This window comes from Mycobacterium sp. SMC-13 (genome assembly GCF_045311035.1).
Classification (GTDB): Bacteria; Actinomycetota; Actinomycetes; order Mycobacteriales; family Mycobacteriaceae; genus Mycobacterium.
Genome location: NZ_JBJIAI010000011.1, coordinates 40,337 through 56,623 on the forward strand (window position 1 = coordinate 40,337; position 16,287 = coordinate 56,623).

14 protein-coding genes are annotated in these 16,287 nt (G+C 68.4%); 11 read left to right on the forward strand and 3 right to left on the reverse strand.

The annotated features are described in order from the left end of the window. Nucleotides 1–25: 25 nt before the first annotated feature. The 5 genes from ACJH6I_RS17405 to ACJH6I_RS17425 all read left to right on the forward strand — a co-directional run bounded on the left by ACJH6I_RS17405 (nt 26) and on the right by ACJH6I_RS17425 (nt 6,081). Nucleotides 26–1,021: a YafY family protein gene (locus ACJH6I_RS17405; RefSeq protein ID WP_212811969.1), complete on the forward strand. Its 996-nt coding sequence runs from the start codon at nt 26–28 to the stop codon at nt 1,019–1,021. Further along, nucleotides 1,018–1,998, forward strand: a complete 981-nt coding sequence (locus tag ACJH6I_RS17410; protein WP_406784337.1) for a helix-turn-helix transcriptional regulator — start codon at nt 1,018–1,020, stop codon at nt 1,996–1,998. Before ACJH6I_RS17405 ends, ACJH6I_RS17410 begins: the two co-directional genes overlap by 4 nt. A 31-nt stretch (nt 1,999–2,029) precedes the next feature. Further along, nucleotides 2,030–2,287, forward strand: coding sequence for a Sec-independent protein translocase subunit TatA (gene tatA, locus ACJH6I_RS17415; protein WP_020100720.1), 258 nt, complete (start codon nt 2,030–2,032; stop codon nt 2,285–2,287). A gap of 133 nt (nt 2,288–2,420) precedes the next feature. Continuing rightward, nucleotides 2,421–3,308, forward strand: a complete 888-nt coding sequence (gene tatC, locus ACJH6I_RS17420; RefSeq protein ID WP_406784338.1) for a twin-arginine translocase subunit TatC — start codon at nt 2,421–2,423, stop codon at nt 3,306–3,308. Next, nucleotides 3,292–6,081: a DEAD/DEAH box helicase gene (locus tag ACJH6I_RS17425; protein WP_406784339.1), complete on the forward strand. Its 2,790-nt coding sequence runs from the start codon at nt 3,292–3,294 to the stop codon at nt 6,079–6,081. Before tatC ends, ACJH6I_RS17425 begins: the two co-directional genes overlap by 17 nt. Before the next feature lie 11 nt (nt 6,082–6,092). Here the strand turns inward: ACJH6I_RS17425 and ACJH6I_RS17430 are convergent, their stop codons facing one another. Beyond that, on the reverse strand, nt 6,093–6,971 hold the full coding sequence (locus ACJH6I_RS17430; RefSeq protein WP_406784340.1) for an MBL fold metallo-hydrolase: 879 nt from the start codon (nt 6,969–6,971) through the stop codon (nt 6,093–6,095). A gap of 142 nt (nt 6,972–7,113) precedes the next feature. Here ACJH6I_RS17430 and ACJH6I_RS17435 point away from each other — a divergent pair, with 142 nt between their 5' ends. Then, nucleotides 7,114–7,857 carry a DUF4333 domain-containing protein gene (locus ACJH6I_RS17435; RefSeq protein WP_212811964.1) on the forward strand — a complete coding sequence of 248 codons (744 nt, stop codon included), beginning with the start codon at nt 7,114–7,116 and terminating at the stop codon, nt 7,855–7,857. A 157-nt stretch (nt 7,858–8,014) separates the two neighbouring features. On the opposite strand, the gene ACJH6I_RS17440 is transcribed toward ACJH6I_RS17435, so the two are convergent. After that, the gene (locus tag ACJH6I_RS17440; protein ID WP_406784341.1) at nt 8,015–8,965 is read right to left on the reverse strand and encodes a 5'-3' exonuclease H3TH domain-containing protein; all 951 of its coding nucleotides are present in this window, start codon (nt 8,963–8,965) and stop codon (nt 8,015–8,017) included. 52 nt (nt 8,966–9,017) lie between these two features. Between ACJH6I_RS17440 and ACJH6I_RS17445 the strand changes: the two genes are divergently transcribed. The 4 genes from ACJH6I_RS17445 to ACJH6I_RS17460 all read left to right on the forward strand — a co-directional run bounded on the left by ACJH6I_RS17445 (nt 9,018) and on the right by ACJH6I_RS17460 (nt 13,821). Then, the gene (locus ACJH6I_RS17445; RefSeq protein ID WP_406784342.1) at nt 9,018–10,169 is read left to right on the forward strand and encodes a M24 family metallopeptidase; all 1,152 of its coding nucleotides are present in this window, start codon (nt 9,018–9,020) and stop codon (nt 10,167–10,169) included. Between the two features lie 43 nt (nt 10,170–10,212). Then, nucleotides 10,213–11,538, forward strand: coding sequence for an ABC1 kinase family protein (locus ACJH6I_RS17450; RefSeq protein WP_406784343.1), 1,326 nt, complete (start codon nt 10,213–10,215; stop codon nt 11,536–11,538). Between the two features lie 139 nt (nt 11,539–11,677). Continuing rightward, nucleotides 11,678–13,081 carry a DUF222 domain-containing protein gene (locus ACJH6I_RS17455; protein WP_318985931.1) on the forward strand — a complete coding sequence of 468 codons (1,404 nt, stop codon included), beginning with the start codon at nt 11,678–11,680 and terminating at the stop codon, nt 13,079–13,081. Between the two features lie 98 nt (nt 13,082–13,179). Then, on the forward strand, nt 13,180–13,821 hold the full coding sequence (locus ACJH6I_RS17460) for a class I SAM-dependent DNA methyltransferase (protein WP_406784344.1): 642 nt from the start codon (nt 13,180–13,182) through the stop codon (nt 13,819–13,821). Here ACJH6I_RS17460 and ACJH6I_RS17465 read toward each other — a convergent pair. Next, nucleotides 13,799–14,194 carry an MmcQ/YjbR family DNA-binding protein gene (locus ACJH6I_RS17465; protein ID WP_212811960.1) on the reverse strand — a complete coding sequence of 132 codons (396 nt, stop codon included), beginning with the start codon at nt 14,192–14,194 and terminating at the stop codon, nt 13,799–13,801. The genes ACJH6I_RS17460 and ACJH6I_RS17465 overlap by 23 nt on opposite strands. A gap of 111 nt (nt 14,195–14,305) precedes the next feature. Between ACJH6I_RS17465 and ACJH6I_RS17470 the strand changes: the two genes are divergently transcribed. Further along, nucleotides 14,306–16,282, forward strand: a complete 1,977-nt coding sequence (locus tag ACJH6I_RS17470) for an alkaline phosphatase family protein (protein WP_406784345.1) — start codon at nt 14,306–14,308, stop codon at nt 16,280–16,282. Nucleotides 16,283–16,287: the final 5 nt, after the last annotated feature.

Consider the following 16,287-nt stretch of genomic DNA (forward strand, 5'->3'; position numbering starts at 1 on the left):
ACAGCAACCACTTAGTCTGTTGGACGTGGCGACGTCCAAGGTTGAGCGGTTGATGAACCTCGTCATTGCGCTCCTGTCCACCCGTAGCTACCTGTCCGCAGAGCAGATCCGGGCCAACGTCACGGGCTACCAGGACCCGCCGACCGACGAGGCGTTCTCCCGGATGTTTGAGCGCGACAAGAACGAGCTGCGCGACCTCGGCATCCCACTGGAGACCGGGCGCGCCTCGATGATGGACGTCAATGACGGCTACCGCATCAACCGCACCGCCTACGAGCTGCCGCCCGTCGAGCTGACGGGCGACGAGCGCGCCGTCGTCGCGATCGCCACCCAGCTGTGGGAATCGCAGGAGATGGTCACCGCCACGCAGAGCGCGCTGCTCAAGCTGCGGGCCGCGGGCGTGGACGTCGACGCGCCCGACGCGGGCGTCGCGATCACCACCGGAACCACGCAGGGGCTGCGCGGTTCCGAGGAGGCCCTGGGAATTCTGTTGTCGGCCATCGACTCCGGCCGTGCCGTGCAGTTCGCGCACCGTCCCAATCGGAGTTCGCCGTACGTCGACCGCACCCTCGAGCCCTGGGGCGTGGTCACCTACCGCGGCCGGTGGTACGTCGTCGGTCACGACCGCGACCGCAACGACGCGCGCACCTTCCGGGTGTCGCGCATCGCCGGCGAGGTCCGCGCCGTCGGACCCGACCACGCCGTCACCCGGCCCGAGGGCGTCAACCTGCGAGACATCGTGCACCGCGCGGTCTCCGAGTGGCCGGCCGGCGAACAGGCCCGGATCTGGGTCGCCGAGGGGCGGGCGACGGCGTTGCGCAGGCAGGCCGTCAGCTCGTCACCCAGTACGCGCGGCGGGCGCAGCGGCGACGAGATCGTCGTCGACATCGGCATGGTCGACCGGCTGGCCCGGGAGATCGCCGGCTACGGCGCCGACGCGGTCGCGCTGGAGCCGAAATCTTTGCGGGACAACGTGATCGGACGGTTGCGTGCGCAGGCGGGGGAGAGCCTTCACAAGTGAGCAACGTATCCACCCGCCTCGTGCGGCTGTTGAACATGGTCCCGTATTTCCAGGCCAATCCGCGGGTCAGCCACACCAAGGCCGCCGCTGATCTGGGCGTGACGCGCAAGCAACTGGAAGCCGACCTCTGGCAGCTGTTCGTGTGCGGGCTGCCCGGTGGAGGCCCCGGGGAACTGATCGACCTCGACTTCGAGGGCGACACCATCGAGGTGATTTTCTCGGCGGGGATGGACCGCGCACTGCGGCTGACGTCGCCGGAGGCCACCGGTGTGCTGATGGCGCTGCGCGCGCTGGTCGACGTACCCGGTGTGGTGGATCCCGACGTGGCGCGCAGCGTGATCGCCAAGATCGAGGCCGCTGCCGGGACCGCCGGCGCGACGGCCGCGGCGGTGCCGGCCCCGGACGTCACCGGCGACGTCGAGAACAAGGCGACCGCGACGGTGCGGGCCGCCGTGCGCGACAAGCGGGCGTTGTCCCTCGAGTACTACTCCGCTTCGCACGACACCGTCTCGCAGCGCGTCGTCGACCCGATCCGGGTGGCCCTGATCGGTGACCACAGCTACCTCGAGGCGTGGTGCCGCACCGCCGAGGGGGTGCGGCTGTTCCGCTTCGACCGCGTCGTCGACGCCACCGCGCTGGACGAACCTGCCGCGCCGCCGGCACCCGCGGTGCAGGCCGGACCCGACACGTCGCTGTTCTCCGCGGAGACCGCGGACCCGACACTCCCGGTGGCGACGCTGCTGATCGACGAGTCCGCGGCGTGGATGTTCGACTACTACCCGCTGGCGGTGCAGCGCGAGATTCCCGACGGCAGCTGGGAAGCCACGATGAGTTACGCGTCGACCGAGTGGATGGCCCGGTTCGTCCTCGGTTTCGGTTCGGCGGTCCGGGTGCTGGACCCGCCCGAACTCGCCGACCGCGTGCGGGAGTCCGCGGTAGCGGCGCTGGCGGCGTATGAACCCGGCCCTGGCGAGTAGACTCGGCCTCAACTTCTGGAGGTGACCCAAATTGGGCGGTTTGCAACCGTGGCACTGGTTGATCGTCATCGCGGTGTTCGTGCTGCTCTTCGGCGCGAAGAAGCTGCCGGACGCCGCGCGTTCGCTCGGTAAGTCGATGCGCATCTTCAAGTCCGAGTTGAAGGAGATGCAGTCGGACGGCACGACGGAGCAGCAGCCTGCGCCGCGTCCCATCACTGCTGAGCGCGTCGAGAACCCGGCACCCGCACCGCAGGCGGCGCCGGACGCCGCGGACAAGCACCCGGCCTGACCTTTGCCGTGATCCCGCCGCGGGCCCAGCGCACGCGGCGGTCGGCCTCTTTCACACTCACGTGCCAGTAACCGCAATTTTCCGAAAGCTCGACCCGCGCCGCCGACGGTCGCGGGTCAATCCTGACGGCACCATGTCGCTCGTCGATCACCTCGAGGAGCTGCGGACCCGGCTGCTGATCGCGGTCATCGCGGTCCTGTTGACGACCGTCGTCGGCTTTCTCTGGTACGGCCACAGCTTCTTCGGATTCCCCAGCCTCGGTGACTGGCTGCGCGGCCCGTACTGCTCGCTGCCGGCGTCGTCGCGGGCGTCCATCGCGCCGGACGGGGAGTGCCGGCTGTTGGCCACCGCGCCCTTCGACCAGTTCATGCTGCGTCTGAAGGTCGGCATGGCGGCGGGCATCATCCTGGCCTGCCCGGTCTGGCTCTACCAGATCTGGGCGTTCATCACCCCGGGCCTCTACAAGAAGGAACGGCGCTTCGCGTCGTTGTTCGTCGGCGTCGGCGCGCTGCTGTTCGTGTCCGGTTCGATCCTGGCCTACGTGGTGCTGTCCACGGCCCTGTCGTTCCTGCTGACCGTCGGCAGCGACGTGCAGATCACCGCGCTGTCCGGTGAGCAATACTTCGGCTTCCTGATCAACCTGCTGATCGTGTTCGGTATCAGCTTCGAGTTCCCGCTGCTGATCATCATGCTGAACCTGGTCGGGGTGCTCACCTACGAGAAGCTCAAGGCCTGGCGCCGCGGGCTGATCTTCGGCCTGTTCGTGTTCGCGGCGTTCGTGACGCCCGGCTCCGATCCGTTCTCGATGCTGGCGCTGTCGCTGGCGCTCACCGTGCTGCTGGAGATGTCGATCCAGGTGGCGCGGCTGCACGACCGGCGCAAGGTCCGGCGCGAGGCCGAGCTCGAAGCCCAGGCCGTTCCCGACGACGAGGCCGCCCCGATCGGGTCGGTCGAACCCATCGATGCGCCGGCTGCCGTGCCCACCCCGACCCGGCTGACCATCGATGACGACGCCACCTGACCCGCAGGACGTGACCCCGGTCGAACCGGGGCCACAGCTCCGCGACTTCGCCGCCGGTCTGTCGTTCACGCTTGACCCGTTCCAGACCGAGGCCTGCGTGGCGCTCGAGAACGGGCGCGGCGTCCTGGTGTGCGCCCCGACCGGTGCCGGCAAGACCGTCGTCGGCGAATTCGCGGTACATCTGGCGCTGGCCGCCGGGCGCAAGTGCTTCTACACCACCCCGATCAAGGCGCTGAGCAACCAGAAGCACAACGATCTCGTGGCCCGCTACGGCGCCGAACGTATCGGCCTGCTCACCGGTGACCAGGCGATCAACGGTGACGCCGACATCGTCGTGATGACCACCGAAGTGCTGCGCAACATGCTGTATGCCGATTCGCACGCGCTGCACGGCCTGGCGTACGTCGTGATGGACGAGGTCCACTTCCTGGCCGACCGCATGCGCGGCGCGGTGTGGGAGGAAGTGATCCTGCACCTGCCCGACGAGGTCCGGCTGGTCAGCCTGTCGGCGACGGTGAGCAACGCCGAGGAGTTCGGCGGCTGGATTCAGACGGTTCGCGGTGACACCACCGTCGTCGTCGACGAACACCGTCCGGTGCCGCTGTGGCAGCACATGCTCGTCGGCAAGCGGCTGTTCGATCTCTTCGACCTGTCGAAGGGCGCGTCGGGGGCCAAGGGCAAGGCGCGCGTCGACCCGGAGTTGTTACGGCACATCGCGCATCGCCGCGAGGCGGACCGGCTGATGGACTGGCAGCCCCGCGGGCGCGGCCGCGACGGGCACCGGGGCCGGCCTGCCATGTACCGGCCACCGAGCCGTCCCGACGTCATCGGCACGCTCGACCAGGCCGGCCTGCTGCCGGCCATCACGTTCGTGTTCTCCCGCGCCGGGTGCGATGCCGCGGTCAAGCAGTGTCTGCGGTCCGCGGTGCGGCTGACCAACAAGGCCGAGCGCGAGCGGATCGCCGAGATCGTCGACCGGCGCTGCGCCGATCTGGCCGAGTCCGATCTGGCGGTGCTCGACTACCACGAGTGGCGCGAAGGCCTGCTGCGCGGCCTGGCCGCCCACCACGCCGGCTTGCTGCCGGTGTTCCGGCACACCGTCGAGGAGCTGTTCACGGCCGGCCTGGTGAAGGCCGTCTTCGCCACGGAGACACTGGCTTTGGGCATCAACATGCCCGCCCGCACCGTGGTGCTGGAACGGCTGGTCAAGTACAACGGCGAGCAGCATGCCCCGTTGACGCCGGGGGAGTACACGCAGCTGACCGGCCGCGCCGGGCGCCGCGGTATCGACGTCGAGGGCCACGCCGTGGTGCTGTGGCACGCCACCGACGAGATGGCCGATCCGGCCCAGGTCGCCGGCCTGGCGTCGACCCGAACGTTCCCGCTGCGCAGCTCCTTTGCGCCGTCGTACAACATGACGATCAACCTGGTGCAGCACATGACGCCGGCCGCGGCGCACCGGCTGCTCGAGCAGTCGTTCGCGCAGTACCAGGCCGACCGGTCGGTCACCGGGCTGGTGCGCGGCATCAGGCGCGGTGAGCGGATGCTCGCCGAGATCGCAGCCGAGCAGGGGGACGACTGGGAGTCGGTGCTCGAGTACGCCCGGCTGCGGGCGCGCATCACCGAACGCGAGCGGGCGCAGTCCCGGGCCGGTCGCCTGACGCGGCGCAAGGGCATCAACGACGCGCTGGCCGCGCTGAAGCGTGGCGACGTCATCGCCATCGGCCTGGGCCGCCGCAGCGGTCTGGCCGTGGTGCTGGAGCCGGCGTACGACGCCGACGACCCCCGACCGCTGGTGCTGACCGAACACCGTTGGGCGGGACGGATTTCCGCGGCCGACTACGCGGGGACGTCGCAGCGCCTGGGCAGCATGTCGCTGCCCAAGCGGGTGGAACACCGGCAACCCAAGGTGCGCCGTGACCTGGCGTCGGCCCTGCTGTCGGCGGCCGAAGCGCTCGACGTGCCCTCGGTGCGGCGCAGTCGCGGATCCGCCGAGGCGACGCCGGACATCGACCCGGAGCTGGCCGGCCTGCGGGAACAGATGCGCCGTCACCCCGCGCATCAACTGCCCGACCGCGAGGCCAGAGTGCGTGCCGCCGAGCGCTACCTGCGCATCGAACGCGACAACGACCAGACCCAGCAGAAGGTCGCGGCGGCCACCAACTCCCTGGCCCGCACCTTCGACCGCATCGTGTCGCTGCTGAGCGAGCGGGGCTTCATCGAAGGCGCCGAAGGTGAGCCGGCGGTGACCGAAGACGGACGGCTGCTGGCCCGGATCTACAGCGAGAGCGACCTTCTGGTCGCCGAATGTCTGCGCGGCGGGGTGTGGGATGACCTGAACCCTGCCGAACTGGCTGCCGTCGTCTCGGCGGTGCTGTTCGAATCGCGCGGTGACGGCCCGTCGGTGCCGCCGGGCTCCGAACAGGTCACCGACGAGGTGCGACGGGCACTGGCCCAGACCCGCAGGCTGTGGACCGACATCCGGGGCGACGAGCGCCGGCACCGGTTGCCGTTCAGCAGGGAACCCGACGCCGGGTTCGCCGCGGCGATGTACAGCTGGGCGACCTATGGCGACCTGACCGCGGCGCTGTTGATGTCCGACAACGGCAACGGAAATGCGCTTCCCGCAGGTGATTTCGTGCGGTGGTGCCGTCAGGTGCTGGACCTGCTGGACCAGGTGCGGCTCGCCGCGCCGGCGCCGCAGCTGCGGGCCACGGCCAAACGTGCCATCGGGGCCGTGCGTCGCGGCGTCGTCGCCATCGACACCATGTGACCTGCCGCGCCTCAGGCCAGGCCGAGATCCAGCCAGTCGTCGACCATGAACCGGTCGCCGCGCGCCACGATGGTGGCGCCGCCATGGCCGGCATAGTGCGCCGGCACCACGGCCGCCCGGCGCCGCGATGCCTCGGTGAACACCCGCTTGCGGGTGACGGTCGCCTCGGCCGCGTCGACGTCGAAAGCGCACGGATCATCCGGCCGGGGAATCTGGATCGGACAGTGCGTCAGGTCGCCGACGAACACCGCCGGCTTGCCGGCATCGAGCCACAGCACCGACGATCCGGGCGTGTGGCCGGGGGCCGGGCGCAGCCACACCGAGTCACTCAGCTGATGGTCGCCGGAGAACTGCACGGTCTGGTCGGCCACCGGGATGACGCTGTCCTCGAACACCGCTCGCATCTCGTCGGTCGTCTCGGGGTTGTCGGGCGCGAAAAACCGGTAGTCGGCCTCCGGCATCAGGTAGCGGGCGTTGGGGAACGTCGGCACCCAGGCGCCGTCGACCAGTTGGGTGTTCCAGCCGACGTGATCGGTGTGCAGGTGCGTGTTGAGGACGACGTCGACGTCGTCCGGGTCGATGCCCGCGGCCCGCATGTTGTCGAGGAATGGCGTGTCGAGGTGGTCGAGCGGCAGCATGTGCGGCCGGTGCCGGTCATTGCCCGCGCCGGTGTCGATGACGATGGTCAGCCCGTCCACCTGCAGCACCCAGCTCTGGATCGCGATGCGGAACAGGTCGGTCTCGGGGTTCCAGAATCGCGGGGCCAGCAGCTCGGCCTCGGCGTGCCAGGCCTCCGGCGGCGTCGACGGCCACAGCGTGGTGGGGATTTGCACCTGGGTTTCCGCGACGCGCGTCAAGACGGCGTTGCCGAGCCGGATTCGGTCCGTCATACCGCGAGACTAAGGCCGGCCGTGCCAGGTGATGCCCAGACACGCGCCCCGCGTGCGGGTCATCCAGGAACGGTGACACCGGTAGTGTGGTTGACCAGCAGCTCGGATGACGTCCGGGCAGTAGAGCACCGAGGGAGAGACGATGAGCGGTCCAGAGGGAACTGATCCGTCACAGCAGTGGCAAGGTCAGCAGCCCGCTTGGGGTCAGCCGGCGTCCGGCGCCGAGCAGCCGACCACTGCCGCCCCGGCGTGGGGGCAGCAGCCGGCCTACAACCCGGAGCAGTACCAGCAGCAGTACCCGGCGGTGCAGCCTGGCGCCGCGCAGCCTGGGGCACAGCAGGTTCCGGGCTACCCCCAGCAGCAGTACCCCGGTTACCCGCAGCAGGGTTACCCGCAGCAGGGCGCCTACGGTCAGCCGCAGTACGGCCAGCCGGGTCAGTACGGTCAGCCCCAGTACGGCCAGCCGGGTCAGTACGGCCAGCCGCAGTTCGGTGAGGGTGCCGCGGGTCAGCAGTTCGACCAGCAGTTCGGCGCCCCGGCTGCCAAGAAGGCCAGCAGCAAGACGCTGATGATCATCGGTGGGGTCGTGGCCGCGGTTGTCGTCGCGGTCGTCGGTGTCCTCGGTTTCCTGTGGCCGGGCTTCTTCGTCACCACCAAGCTCGACATCAACGCCGCGCAGTCGGGCGTGCAGAAGATCCTGACCGACGAGACCAACGGCTACGGCGCCAAGAACGTCAAGGACGTCAAGTGCAACAATGGCACCGACCCTGAGGTCAAGTCCGGGCAGACGTTCGACTGCGACGTGAACATCGACGGCACCAAGCGCACCGTCAAGGTCACCTTCAAGGACGACAAGGGCACCTACGAAGTCGGCCGCCCGAAGTAGTTCCACTCAACTCTCACCAGGCCCAGGCCGGAACCTCTACGTCACATGTGACACGGGGGTTCCGGCCTGAGTCGTTTACGCCGTCGAGCGTGCGGCTGGATCGCCCCACCGAGCAGATCTGCGATCTGACGGCACACTCGTCGCATGAACCGGCGGATTACAGCTTGTCGAGCGCCTTCTGCAGCCGCGCGATGGAATTGGTGACGCCGTACTTGCCGGCCAGGTCGGCCACGCGCTGCGGGTCGCGGGCCGCCAGCGGCAGGGCGTCGGACTCCGTCGACAGGGACACCGGCGCATCGGTCGCGACGAGGACGACGGGCAGCGCGGCCGTGATGTAGTCCGCCGCGGCCAGGATTTTCTTGCGTTGCGCCGCAGCCATTTTGGAGGTCGGGTCCTGGGCGGCCGCCTCGATGGCGGCCAATGAGCCGTAGGTCTGCAGCAGCGTTGCCGCCGTCTTCTCGCCGATGCCGGCGACGCCCGGCAGACCGTCGGACGCATCGCCGCGCATCAGGGCGAGTTCGGCGTATGCCGCACCCGCGCGATCCAGCGGGACGCCATAGGTCTCGGCGACCTCGGCAGGCCCGTACAGCACCGCCTTGGCCAGGCCGCGGCCGATATAGAACACCCTGATTCCAGGTCCGTCATCACTGGCCAGCTGCAGCAGGTCGCGGTCACCGCTCACCACGATCGCGGGGTCGGTCTGTTCCCGGGTCGCCAGCGTGCCCAGCACGTCGTCCGCCTCGAAACCTGGTGCGCCCGCGGTGGCGATGCCGAACGCGTCGAGCAGCTCCATGATCATGGCGACCTGGGGCGTCAGATCGTCGGGCACCTCCTCGATATCGGGCTCGCCGTCCGGGTTCTCCTCGAGCACGCGGTGCGCCTTGTAGGAAGGGATCAGGTCGACGCGCCACTGCGGCCGCCAATCCAGATCCAGGCACACCACCAGGCGGCCGGGACGGTGCTGGGTGACCAGGGCCGCGATGTTGTCGATGAAGCCGCGGACCGCGTTGACGGGGCGGCCGTCCGGCGCCGTGATCGAGGACGGCACCCCGAAGTACGACCGGAACCACATGCTGGCTCCGTCGAGCAGCAGGATCGGCTGGTTCATGCTCAGGCCCGCCTGTCGCGGATGTCGGTCGGCATCGCACTAGCCTATTGCTATGCGGGCGAGCGAAGTGACGGGGAATGTGACAGCAGGTCGATTCAACACCGACGTCTATGCCGCGCGTCTGCGCTCGGCCGCCGCGGCCGCCCAGGCGGCCGGCCTGGCGGGACTCGTCATCACCCCGGGGTACGACCTCCGGTATCTGGTGGGGTCGCGGGCGCAGACCTTCGAGCGGTTGACGGCACTCGTGGTGCCCGCCGACGGTTCGACGCCGGCGGTCGTGGTGCCGCGGCTGGAACTGGCGTCGTTGAAGGAGTCGGCGATCCTGGAACTGGGCCTGGCGGTGCAGGATTGGGTCGACGGCGACGACCCCTATGCGCTGGTCGCCGCGGCGCTGCCGGGCAGTGCCGTCGCGGTGACCGACGCGATGCCCGCGCTGCATCTGCTGCCGCTGGCGTCGGTGCTCGGCGCGGTGCCGGTACTCGCCACCGACGTGCTGCGGCAGTTGCGAATGATCAAGGACGCCAGTGAGATCGACGCCCTGACGAAGGCCGGCGCAGCCATCGACCGCGTCCACGCGCGGGTACCCGAGTTCCTGAAGCCGGGCCGCACCGAGGCCGACGTCGCCGCGGACATCGCCGAAGCGATTGTCGCCGAAGGGCATTCGGAGGTGGCATTCATCATCGTCGGCTCCGGACCGAACGGTGCCGACCCGCACCACGAATGCTCGGACCGTGAATTGCAGGTGGGGGACATCGTCGTCGTCGACATCGGCGGGCCCGTCGAGCCCGGCTACAACTCGGACTGCACCAGGACCTACAGCATCGGCGAGCCCGATCCCGCGGTGGCACAACAGTATTCGGTGCTGCAGCGGGCGCAGGCCGCGGCGGTGGCCGCGGTCCGGCCCGGGATGACGGCTGAGCAGATCGACGCCGCGGCCCGCGATGTGCTGGCTGCCGAGGGGCTGGCCGAGGTGTTCGTCCACCGCACCGGCCATGGCATCGGCCTGTCGGTGCACGAGGAGCCGTACATCGTGGCGGGCAACGCATTGCCGCTCGAGCCCGGCATGGCGTTCAGCGTCGAGCCCGGTGTGTACTTCGCGGGGCACTGGGGCGCCCGGATCGAGGACATCGTCGTCGTCACCGACGACGGCTGTGTGTCGATGAACAACCAGCCGCACGATCTGGTGGTTGTCCCGGTTTCGTAGCGGGCTGTTGTCAAGATCGGCTAAGAAAGCCAAGATCGAGGCCATGGCTGAAATCCGCCGTGGCCGCACGGGACGTGCCGCCAAGCTGGCAACCCTTCCTGCCGGGATTGCGGGCCGCGCCGTCCTGGGCGTCGGCAAGCGCATGGCCGGCAAGTCGAAAGAGGACGTCAACGCCGAGCTCGTCGAGAAGGCCGCCGAACAGCTGTTCCAGGTGCTGGGGGAGCTCAAGGGCGCGGCCATGAAGCTGGGACAAGCGCTTTCGGTCATGGAGGCCGCCATCCCACCGGCGTACGCCGAGCCCTACCGCGAAGCCCTGACCAAGCTCCAGAGCGACGCCCCGCCGCTGCCCGCCGAAAAGGTGCACCGCGTGCTCGATGCCCAGCTGGGCACCAAGTGGCGTGAGCGTTTCCAGTCCTTCGACGACACGCCCGTCGCCTCCGCGAGCATCGGGCAGGTACACAGCGCGGTGTGGAGCGATGGCCGCCGCGTCGCGGTCAAGGTGCAGTACCCGGGTGCCGACGAGGCCGTGCGCGCCGACCTCAAGACGTTGCGCATGCTGACCACACTGTTCAAGCAGGTGGTTCCGGGCGCCGACGTCAAGAGCATCATCGACGAGCTCATCGAGCGCACCGAGGAAGAACTGAACTACCGCATCGAGGCGGACTATCAGCGGGCGTTCGCCAAGGCTTTTGCGGGCGATCCGCAGTTCTACGTCCCTGCGGTCGTCGCGTCGTCACCCAAGGTGGTCATCACCGAATGGATGGAGGGCCGCAAGCTCTCCGAGATCATCGCCAATGGCACGGAAGACGAACGCAACAAGTGCGCGCACCTGTTGCTGGAGGTCACCATCAGCGCCCCGTATCGCTGCGGGCTGCTCCACGTGGACACCCATCCCGGCAATTTCATGCTGCTCGACGACGGCCGGTTCGGTGTCATGGACTTCGGTGCCGTTGCGGTTCACGAAGGCGGTCTGCCCCGCGCGACCGGTCCCATCCTGCGCCTCGCGCGCGATGAGAAGTGGGAGGAGCTGACGGCCTATCTCAGGGACGAAGGATTCATCCCGGCCGGCGCGACCGTGTCATCCGACGAGATCAACGCCTACCTGCTGCCGTACATCGAACCGTTGCGCCACAAGAGCTTCCACTTCAGTCGCAGATGGCTGCAGGGCATCGCTGCCACCGCCGCGGACATCCGCAGCGAGCAGTTCGCCGCCACGTTCAAGACCAGCCGCCAGCTGAATCTGCCGCCCAACTATCTGATGATGTTCCGGGTGCTCGGCGGTCTGCTCGGTATTGCCGCACAGCTGGACGCGACCATCAACTACGCCGAGATCGTCGACAAGTGGGTGCCCGGCTTTCACGAGGACTGACGGTCGGCGCGGTAACTCCGGAGTCGTTGCGGCTGGTGGAACACCTTGCTGGGCAACAGGTTTGACCTCATTGTTCACTTTCGGCACAGGCGTCCCAAACTGCAGAAATTTGTCAGTGGGTCGAACTAGTGTTCGATATATGGGATTGACCGATCCGGCCGTTGTCGAGGAGGCGTACGCCGCTTACGAGGCGGCGCATGCGCGGCTGGCATCCTTGGATTACAGCGGTCTGGATGTGCCGACGTTGTTGGAGTTGCAGTCCCGCCGCGAAACCTTGAGGTGTGCGGCCGAGGCTGTCGATCACCAGATTTTGGCGGCCGCACAGACCCAGGCCACCGCCAAGGGGATCGGGGCCAAGGATTGGCCTGAGGTGCTGCATGTCCGGCACCGCATCAGCCGGGAGGAGGCCCGCCGGAGGGTCCGCGACACGGATAATTTGGGTCCGCGCTCGGCGATCACCGGTGAGCCGTTGGGTCCGGTGTGGGAACTGGTGGCCGCCGCGCTGGCTGAGGGTGCGATCAACAGTGAGCACGTGCAGGTGATCACCTGGTTTTTCGGCAAGGTCCCGTTGTGGGCGGCCGACCCGGTCACCTTGGCCCAGTGCGAGACGGATCTGGTGGCCGATGCCCGGGTCAAAACCCCGGAGGATTTACGGCGCGCGGCCGCGGACTTGTTGTACAAGCTGGATCAGGACGGCCCCGAACCCGACGACGACGAGCCGGACCCGAAGCGGTCGTTCGTGATGGGTAAGCAGCGGCCTGACGGGCGCACCGACGTCACCGCCGAACTCGACCCCGAAGGGCGCGCCTACTGGCAGGTGTTGTTCGACAAGTACGCCGCCCCGGGCATGTGCAACCCGGCCGATCCGCAGCCCTGCTTCTCCGGGACCCCGACGCAGGAGCAGATCGACAACGACACAAGGACTGTGGCGCAGCGGCAGTACGACGCCTTCAAGATGGTGGGCCGGATGATGCTGGCCACCGGGGCCTCCGGGGTGCACAACGGGTTCCCGGTCGCGGTGGTCGCCACCTGCACCGTCACCGACCTGGAAAAGCGCGCCGGGATGGCGCTCACGCACACCGGTACCAAGCTGCCGGTCAAGGATCTGGTGCGGATGGCCGCGCAAGGCTCGGACAACTACCTCGCCATCTTCGATAACCACACCGGCCAACCCCTCTATCTGGGCCGCGCAGCCAGAACCGCCAGCACAGCACAACGGTTGGCGTTGTTCGCCCGCGACCACGGCTGCACCCGACCCAACTGCACCGCCCCGGCCTCCCGCTCGCAGGCTCATCACATCACCAACTGGCGCGACGACGGACTGACCGACATCACCAACCTCACCCTGGCCTGCGGCCGCGACAACCGTCTGGTCGACACCGGCGGCTGGCACACCACCATGGGCCCCGACGGTCGCACCCAATGGACCCCACCACCCCTGCTGGACGTCGGCCAGCCAAGGACGAATCACTACCACCACCCGACCCTCTACCCACCCGAGAGTAGAGAAGAAGAGGGTGAAACAGACAGGACCGCAGGGTGATTCGGCGCCCCATGCTGCCCGGCAGCACGACACCAGGTCGCGCTGCGGTAGCCGCGCGTCCGGCCGACCGTGTCGGCATTCCCGCGTACCGTTGGCCGATGCCCGATTTCCTGGCCACGACCCGCGACGGCTACGACCGTGCGGCCGCGCACTACGTCGCTCGGTTCCAAGACCATCTCGACGACCGGCCGGTGGACCGGGCCATGATCGGCGCGTTCGCCGAACTGGTGGACCGCGGGGCCGGCGTGCTGGACGTGGGCTGCGGCACCGGTGTGGCCACTGCGGCACTCGCGGCGGCGGGCCTCGACGTCACCGGAATCGATCTGTCTCCCAACATGATCGCGCAGGCGCGGCAGCACAATCCGGCTCTGGAGTTCCGCGTCGGGTCGATGCTCGACCTCGACGTGGCCAAGGGCAGCGTCGGCGGGCTCTGTGCCTGGTACTCGATCATCCACGTCCCAGACGCGCACCTGCCGCGGGTCTTCGCCGAGTTTCACCGGGTCCTGTCGCCGGGCGGGGTGCTGCTGTTGGCATTTCAGGTCGGTGATGAGCCCCGGGTGCTGACGGACTTCGACGGCGAGTCGGTGGACCTGACGTTCATCCGCCGGCGGCCCGAGTTCGTCGCAGACCTGTTGTCGGGCAGCGGGTTTCGCGTCTATGCGGAAACGGTCCGGCAACCCGACGAAGACGCGGCCGAATCCACGCCGCAGGCCTACCTCATTGCGCGTCGAGCAGCTTGATCAATCGCTTGGTCGCGACGAGCCGGAACGATGCGTCGAGCAGTTCTCGGACCTCGTCCCAGTCGACCTTCGCCGCGGTGAAATCCAGCCCGAGCCAGCCTGACGGACCCATGTAGGCGGGGTAGTAGAAGCGCGAATCCTGTTCCAGTGCTGCGCGGTCGGACTCGTCGACCTTGACCAGCAGGGAATGCGGGTAGGCGACCATCTCGCCCGTCGCCTTCGAATTGCCGCCGTACATCGCGAACATCTTGGGCGCACAGAACACCGGCCGGCCCCACGACACCTTCTCGAAGGCCTCGGGGAAGCTCAGCGCGACCGCGCGCAGCTCTGCCAGGCCGGGGTCGTCATCGTCGAACATGATCGGATGCGGCACGTTGCCACGGTAACCCGCGGCGGGGCAGAGGGTGCCCAACCTTCGAGATGACTGTGCATCAGGTTCGCGATTCCTGTGCGGCCGATAATTGTCGCGCGTTATACATTCCGGATGACAGCGGGAAGATGCATTGGCCGGGTCGGGGGACTGGCGGTCGCCCTGGGGATCGGAACCGCGCTCGCGGGGTGGAGCGACTGCCCGGCCTGGGCTGACACCACAGGGGCGGGAGCTGCAGGGTCGGGATCGACATCCCAGACCTCCTCGACCTCGCAGGCATCCCAGGCGGCAGCCGCTCCCGCCAAGAAGCCGAAAAAGCAGCGCAAGCCCGCCAAGTCGAAGACGAAACCCGCCAACGAGGAACAGGCCGGAAAGCCGGACAAGAAGCGCGACAAGCCCACAGCCGACAAGCCCGCCGCTGACCAGCCCGCCGCCAACCAGACGAAGGCCGCCGAGCGCACCAAGCCCGCGCCGCGGACAGCCCCGCCGCGCGTCGCCGGCCTCAACCGCGAAGAGCACCCGACGGCCGCGGCCACGACTGCCGGCACGCCGACAGTCACCGCCGCGATCTCGACGCAAGCGAGCTCCGCGCAGCCCACGGTCAAGGTGGCCGCGGTATCGACAGATCCCATCGCCAAACTCACCAGGGCCCTGCGGTCGCTGCAGGCGCCGGTATCGCCACTCAGCTCGACATCGGTGCTGGTGGCCCTCGCCGCGGTGCGCGACGAACTGGAACGCAAGACCCTCAAGCCAACCAGCGCCGCTGCGCCGCAGTCGGTTTCGACGCTCGCTGACACCACGCCCAATGTGCTGGTGATCGGCGTCGATGGCACCAATCTGAGCCGGGTGCTGGCCGACCCGGCCAACGCCAACTTCTTCCAGCTCATGCAGGGCGGCACCACGGCGCCTGCGAGCATCGTCGGGCACACCACGATCAGCAATCCGTCATGGACCGCCATCCTCACCGGCGTCTGGGGTGAGAGGACCGGCGTCATCAACAACATCTTCAATCCAGCCGTCTACAACCGGTTTCCGACGGTGTTCAACCAACTGGAGACGTTCAATCCCGGCATCCAGACCACGGCGATCGCGAACTGGGACGTCATCTCGGCCATCGCCGTGTCGGGTTCGGTCGGCGCCGACCACGTCGTCAACATCTCGCACATCGCGGGCGACTCGAACTGGTCGCTCACCGACGACGCCGTCGGCGACGCAACCGAGGCCGCGATCGCCGCCGCCGACCCCGACAAGCCGAACTTCGTGTTCAGCTACTTCGTCGGCGTCGACGAGAACGGGCACAACTACGGCGGCGCGTCCACGGCTTACGCCGAGGCGGTGCGGAACGTCGACCGCAACATCGGCGAGATCATGCAGTCGGTCAACGACTGGGAAGCGGCGACCGGTGAGCAGTGGACCGTCATCGTCGTCACCGACCATGGTCACCAGGACAGCAAGGGCTTCGGCCATGGGTTCCAATCACCCAACGAGACATCGACTTTCGTCATCGCCAACAACCCCGATCTGTTCACCGCCGGTGGCGTCAACCTCAAATACCAGATCGTGGACGTCACGCCGACGGTCGTGACGTTGTTCGGCGGCACACCGGCGCCCAAGTCCGACGGCGTCTCGATCACGGGCCCCGGCGGCAGCACCGTCACGCCGATCGACGACGACGCGGCACTGCGGGCCGCCGTGCTGGACGTCATCGGCAAGTACGGGTACCCCAACATCGGCACCGACCTGACGCTCGGCGTGCGCACCGTCGCCGCGTCCGTGCCCTACTTCCTCAACCAGGCGTTCCAGCAGGTGACGGCGCAGTTGCGGTCGGTCGCCGAGAAGAACATCTTCGTCATCAGCCCGCTGGCACAGGCGATGACGGTGCCCGTGCAGCTGGTCGGCAGCCTGACTTATGCGGCGACGAACGCCGTCGCGCAGGTCGTCGCCAGGCTGACCGGGGTCACGGGGGCCAGCCTCGTGCCGATCTTCCTGCCACCGCTGCCGCCGCTGGTCGGTACCGAGGACCCCGCGCCAGTGGCTGCCTGCACGGTCCTGGTGGCGTGCGGGACGTCGGCGGGGATCATCGCGGCCTGATGTCA

What these genes read in the sequence shown, in the direction of transcription:
- ACJH6I_RS17440 (WP_406784341.1), bottom strand. Translation starts at nt 8,965, where the DNA reads ATGAACCAGCCGATCCTGCTGCTCGACGGAGCCAGCATGTGGTTCCGG.
- ACJH6I_RS17450 (WP_406784343.1), top strand. Translation starts at nt 10,213, where the DNA reads ATGGCTGAAATCCGCCGTGGCCGCACGGGACGTGCCGCCAAGCTGGCA.
- ACJH6I_RS17470 (WP_406784345.1), top strand. Translation starts at nt 14,306, where the DNA reads ATGACAGCGGGAAGATGCATTGGCCGGGTCGGGGGACTGGCGGTCGCC.
- tatC (WP_406784338.1), top strand. Translation starts at nt 2,421, where the DNA reads ATGTCGCTCGTCGATCACCTCGAGGAGCTGCGGACCCGGCTGCTGATC.
- ACJH6I_RS17430 (WP_406784340.1), bottom strand. Translation starts at nt 6,971, where the DNA reads ATGACGGACCGAATCCGGCTCGGCAACGCCGTCTTGACGCGCGTCGCG.
- ACJH6I_RS17460 (WP_406784344.1), top strand. Translation starts at nt 13,180, where the DNA reads ATGCCCGATTTCCTGGCCACGACCCGCGACGGCTACGACCGTGCGGCC.
- ACJH6I_RS17445 (WP_406784342.1), top strand. Translation starts at nt 9,018, where the DNA reads ATGCGGGCGAGCGAAGTGACGGGGAATGTGACAGCAGGTCGATTCAAC.
- ACJH6I_RS17435 (WP_212811964.1), top strand. Translation starts at nt 7,114, where the DNA reads ATGAGCGGTCCAGAGGGAACTGATCCGTCACAGCAGTGGCAAGGTCAG.
- ACJH6I_RS17425 (WP_406784339.1), top strand. Translation starts at nt 3,292, where the DNA reads ATGACGACGCCACCTGACCCGCAGGACGTGACCCCGGTCGAACCGGGG.
- ACJH6I_RS17455 (WP_318985931.1), top strand. Translation starts at nt 11,678, where the DNA reads ATGGGATTGACCGATCCGGCCGTTGTCGAGGAGGCGTACGCCGCTTAC.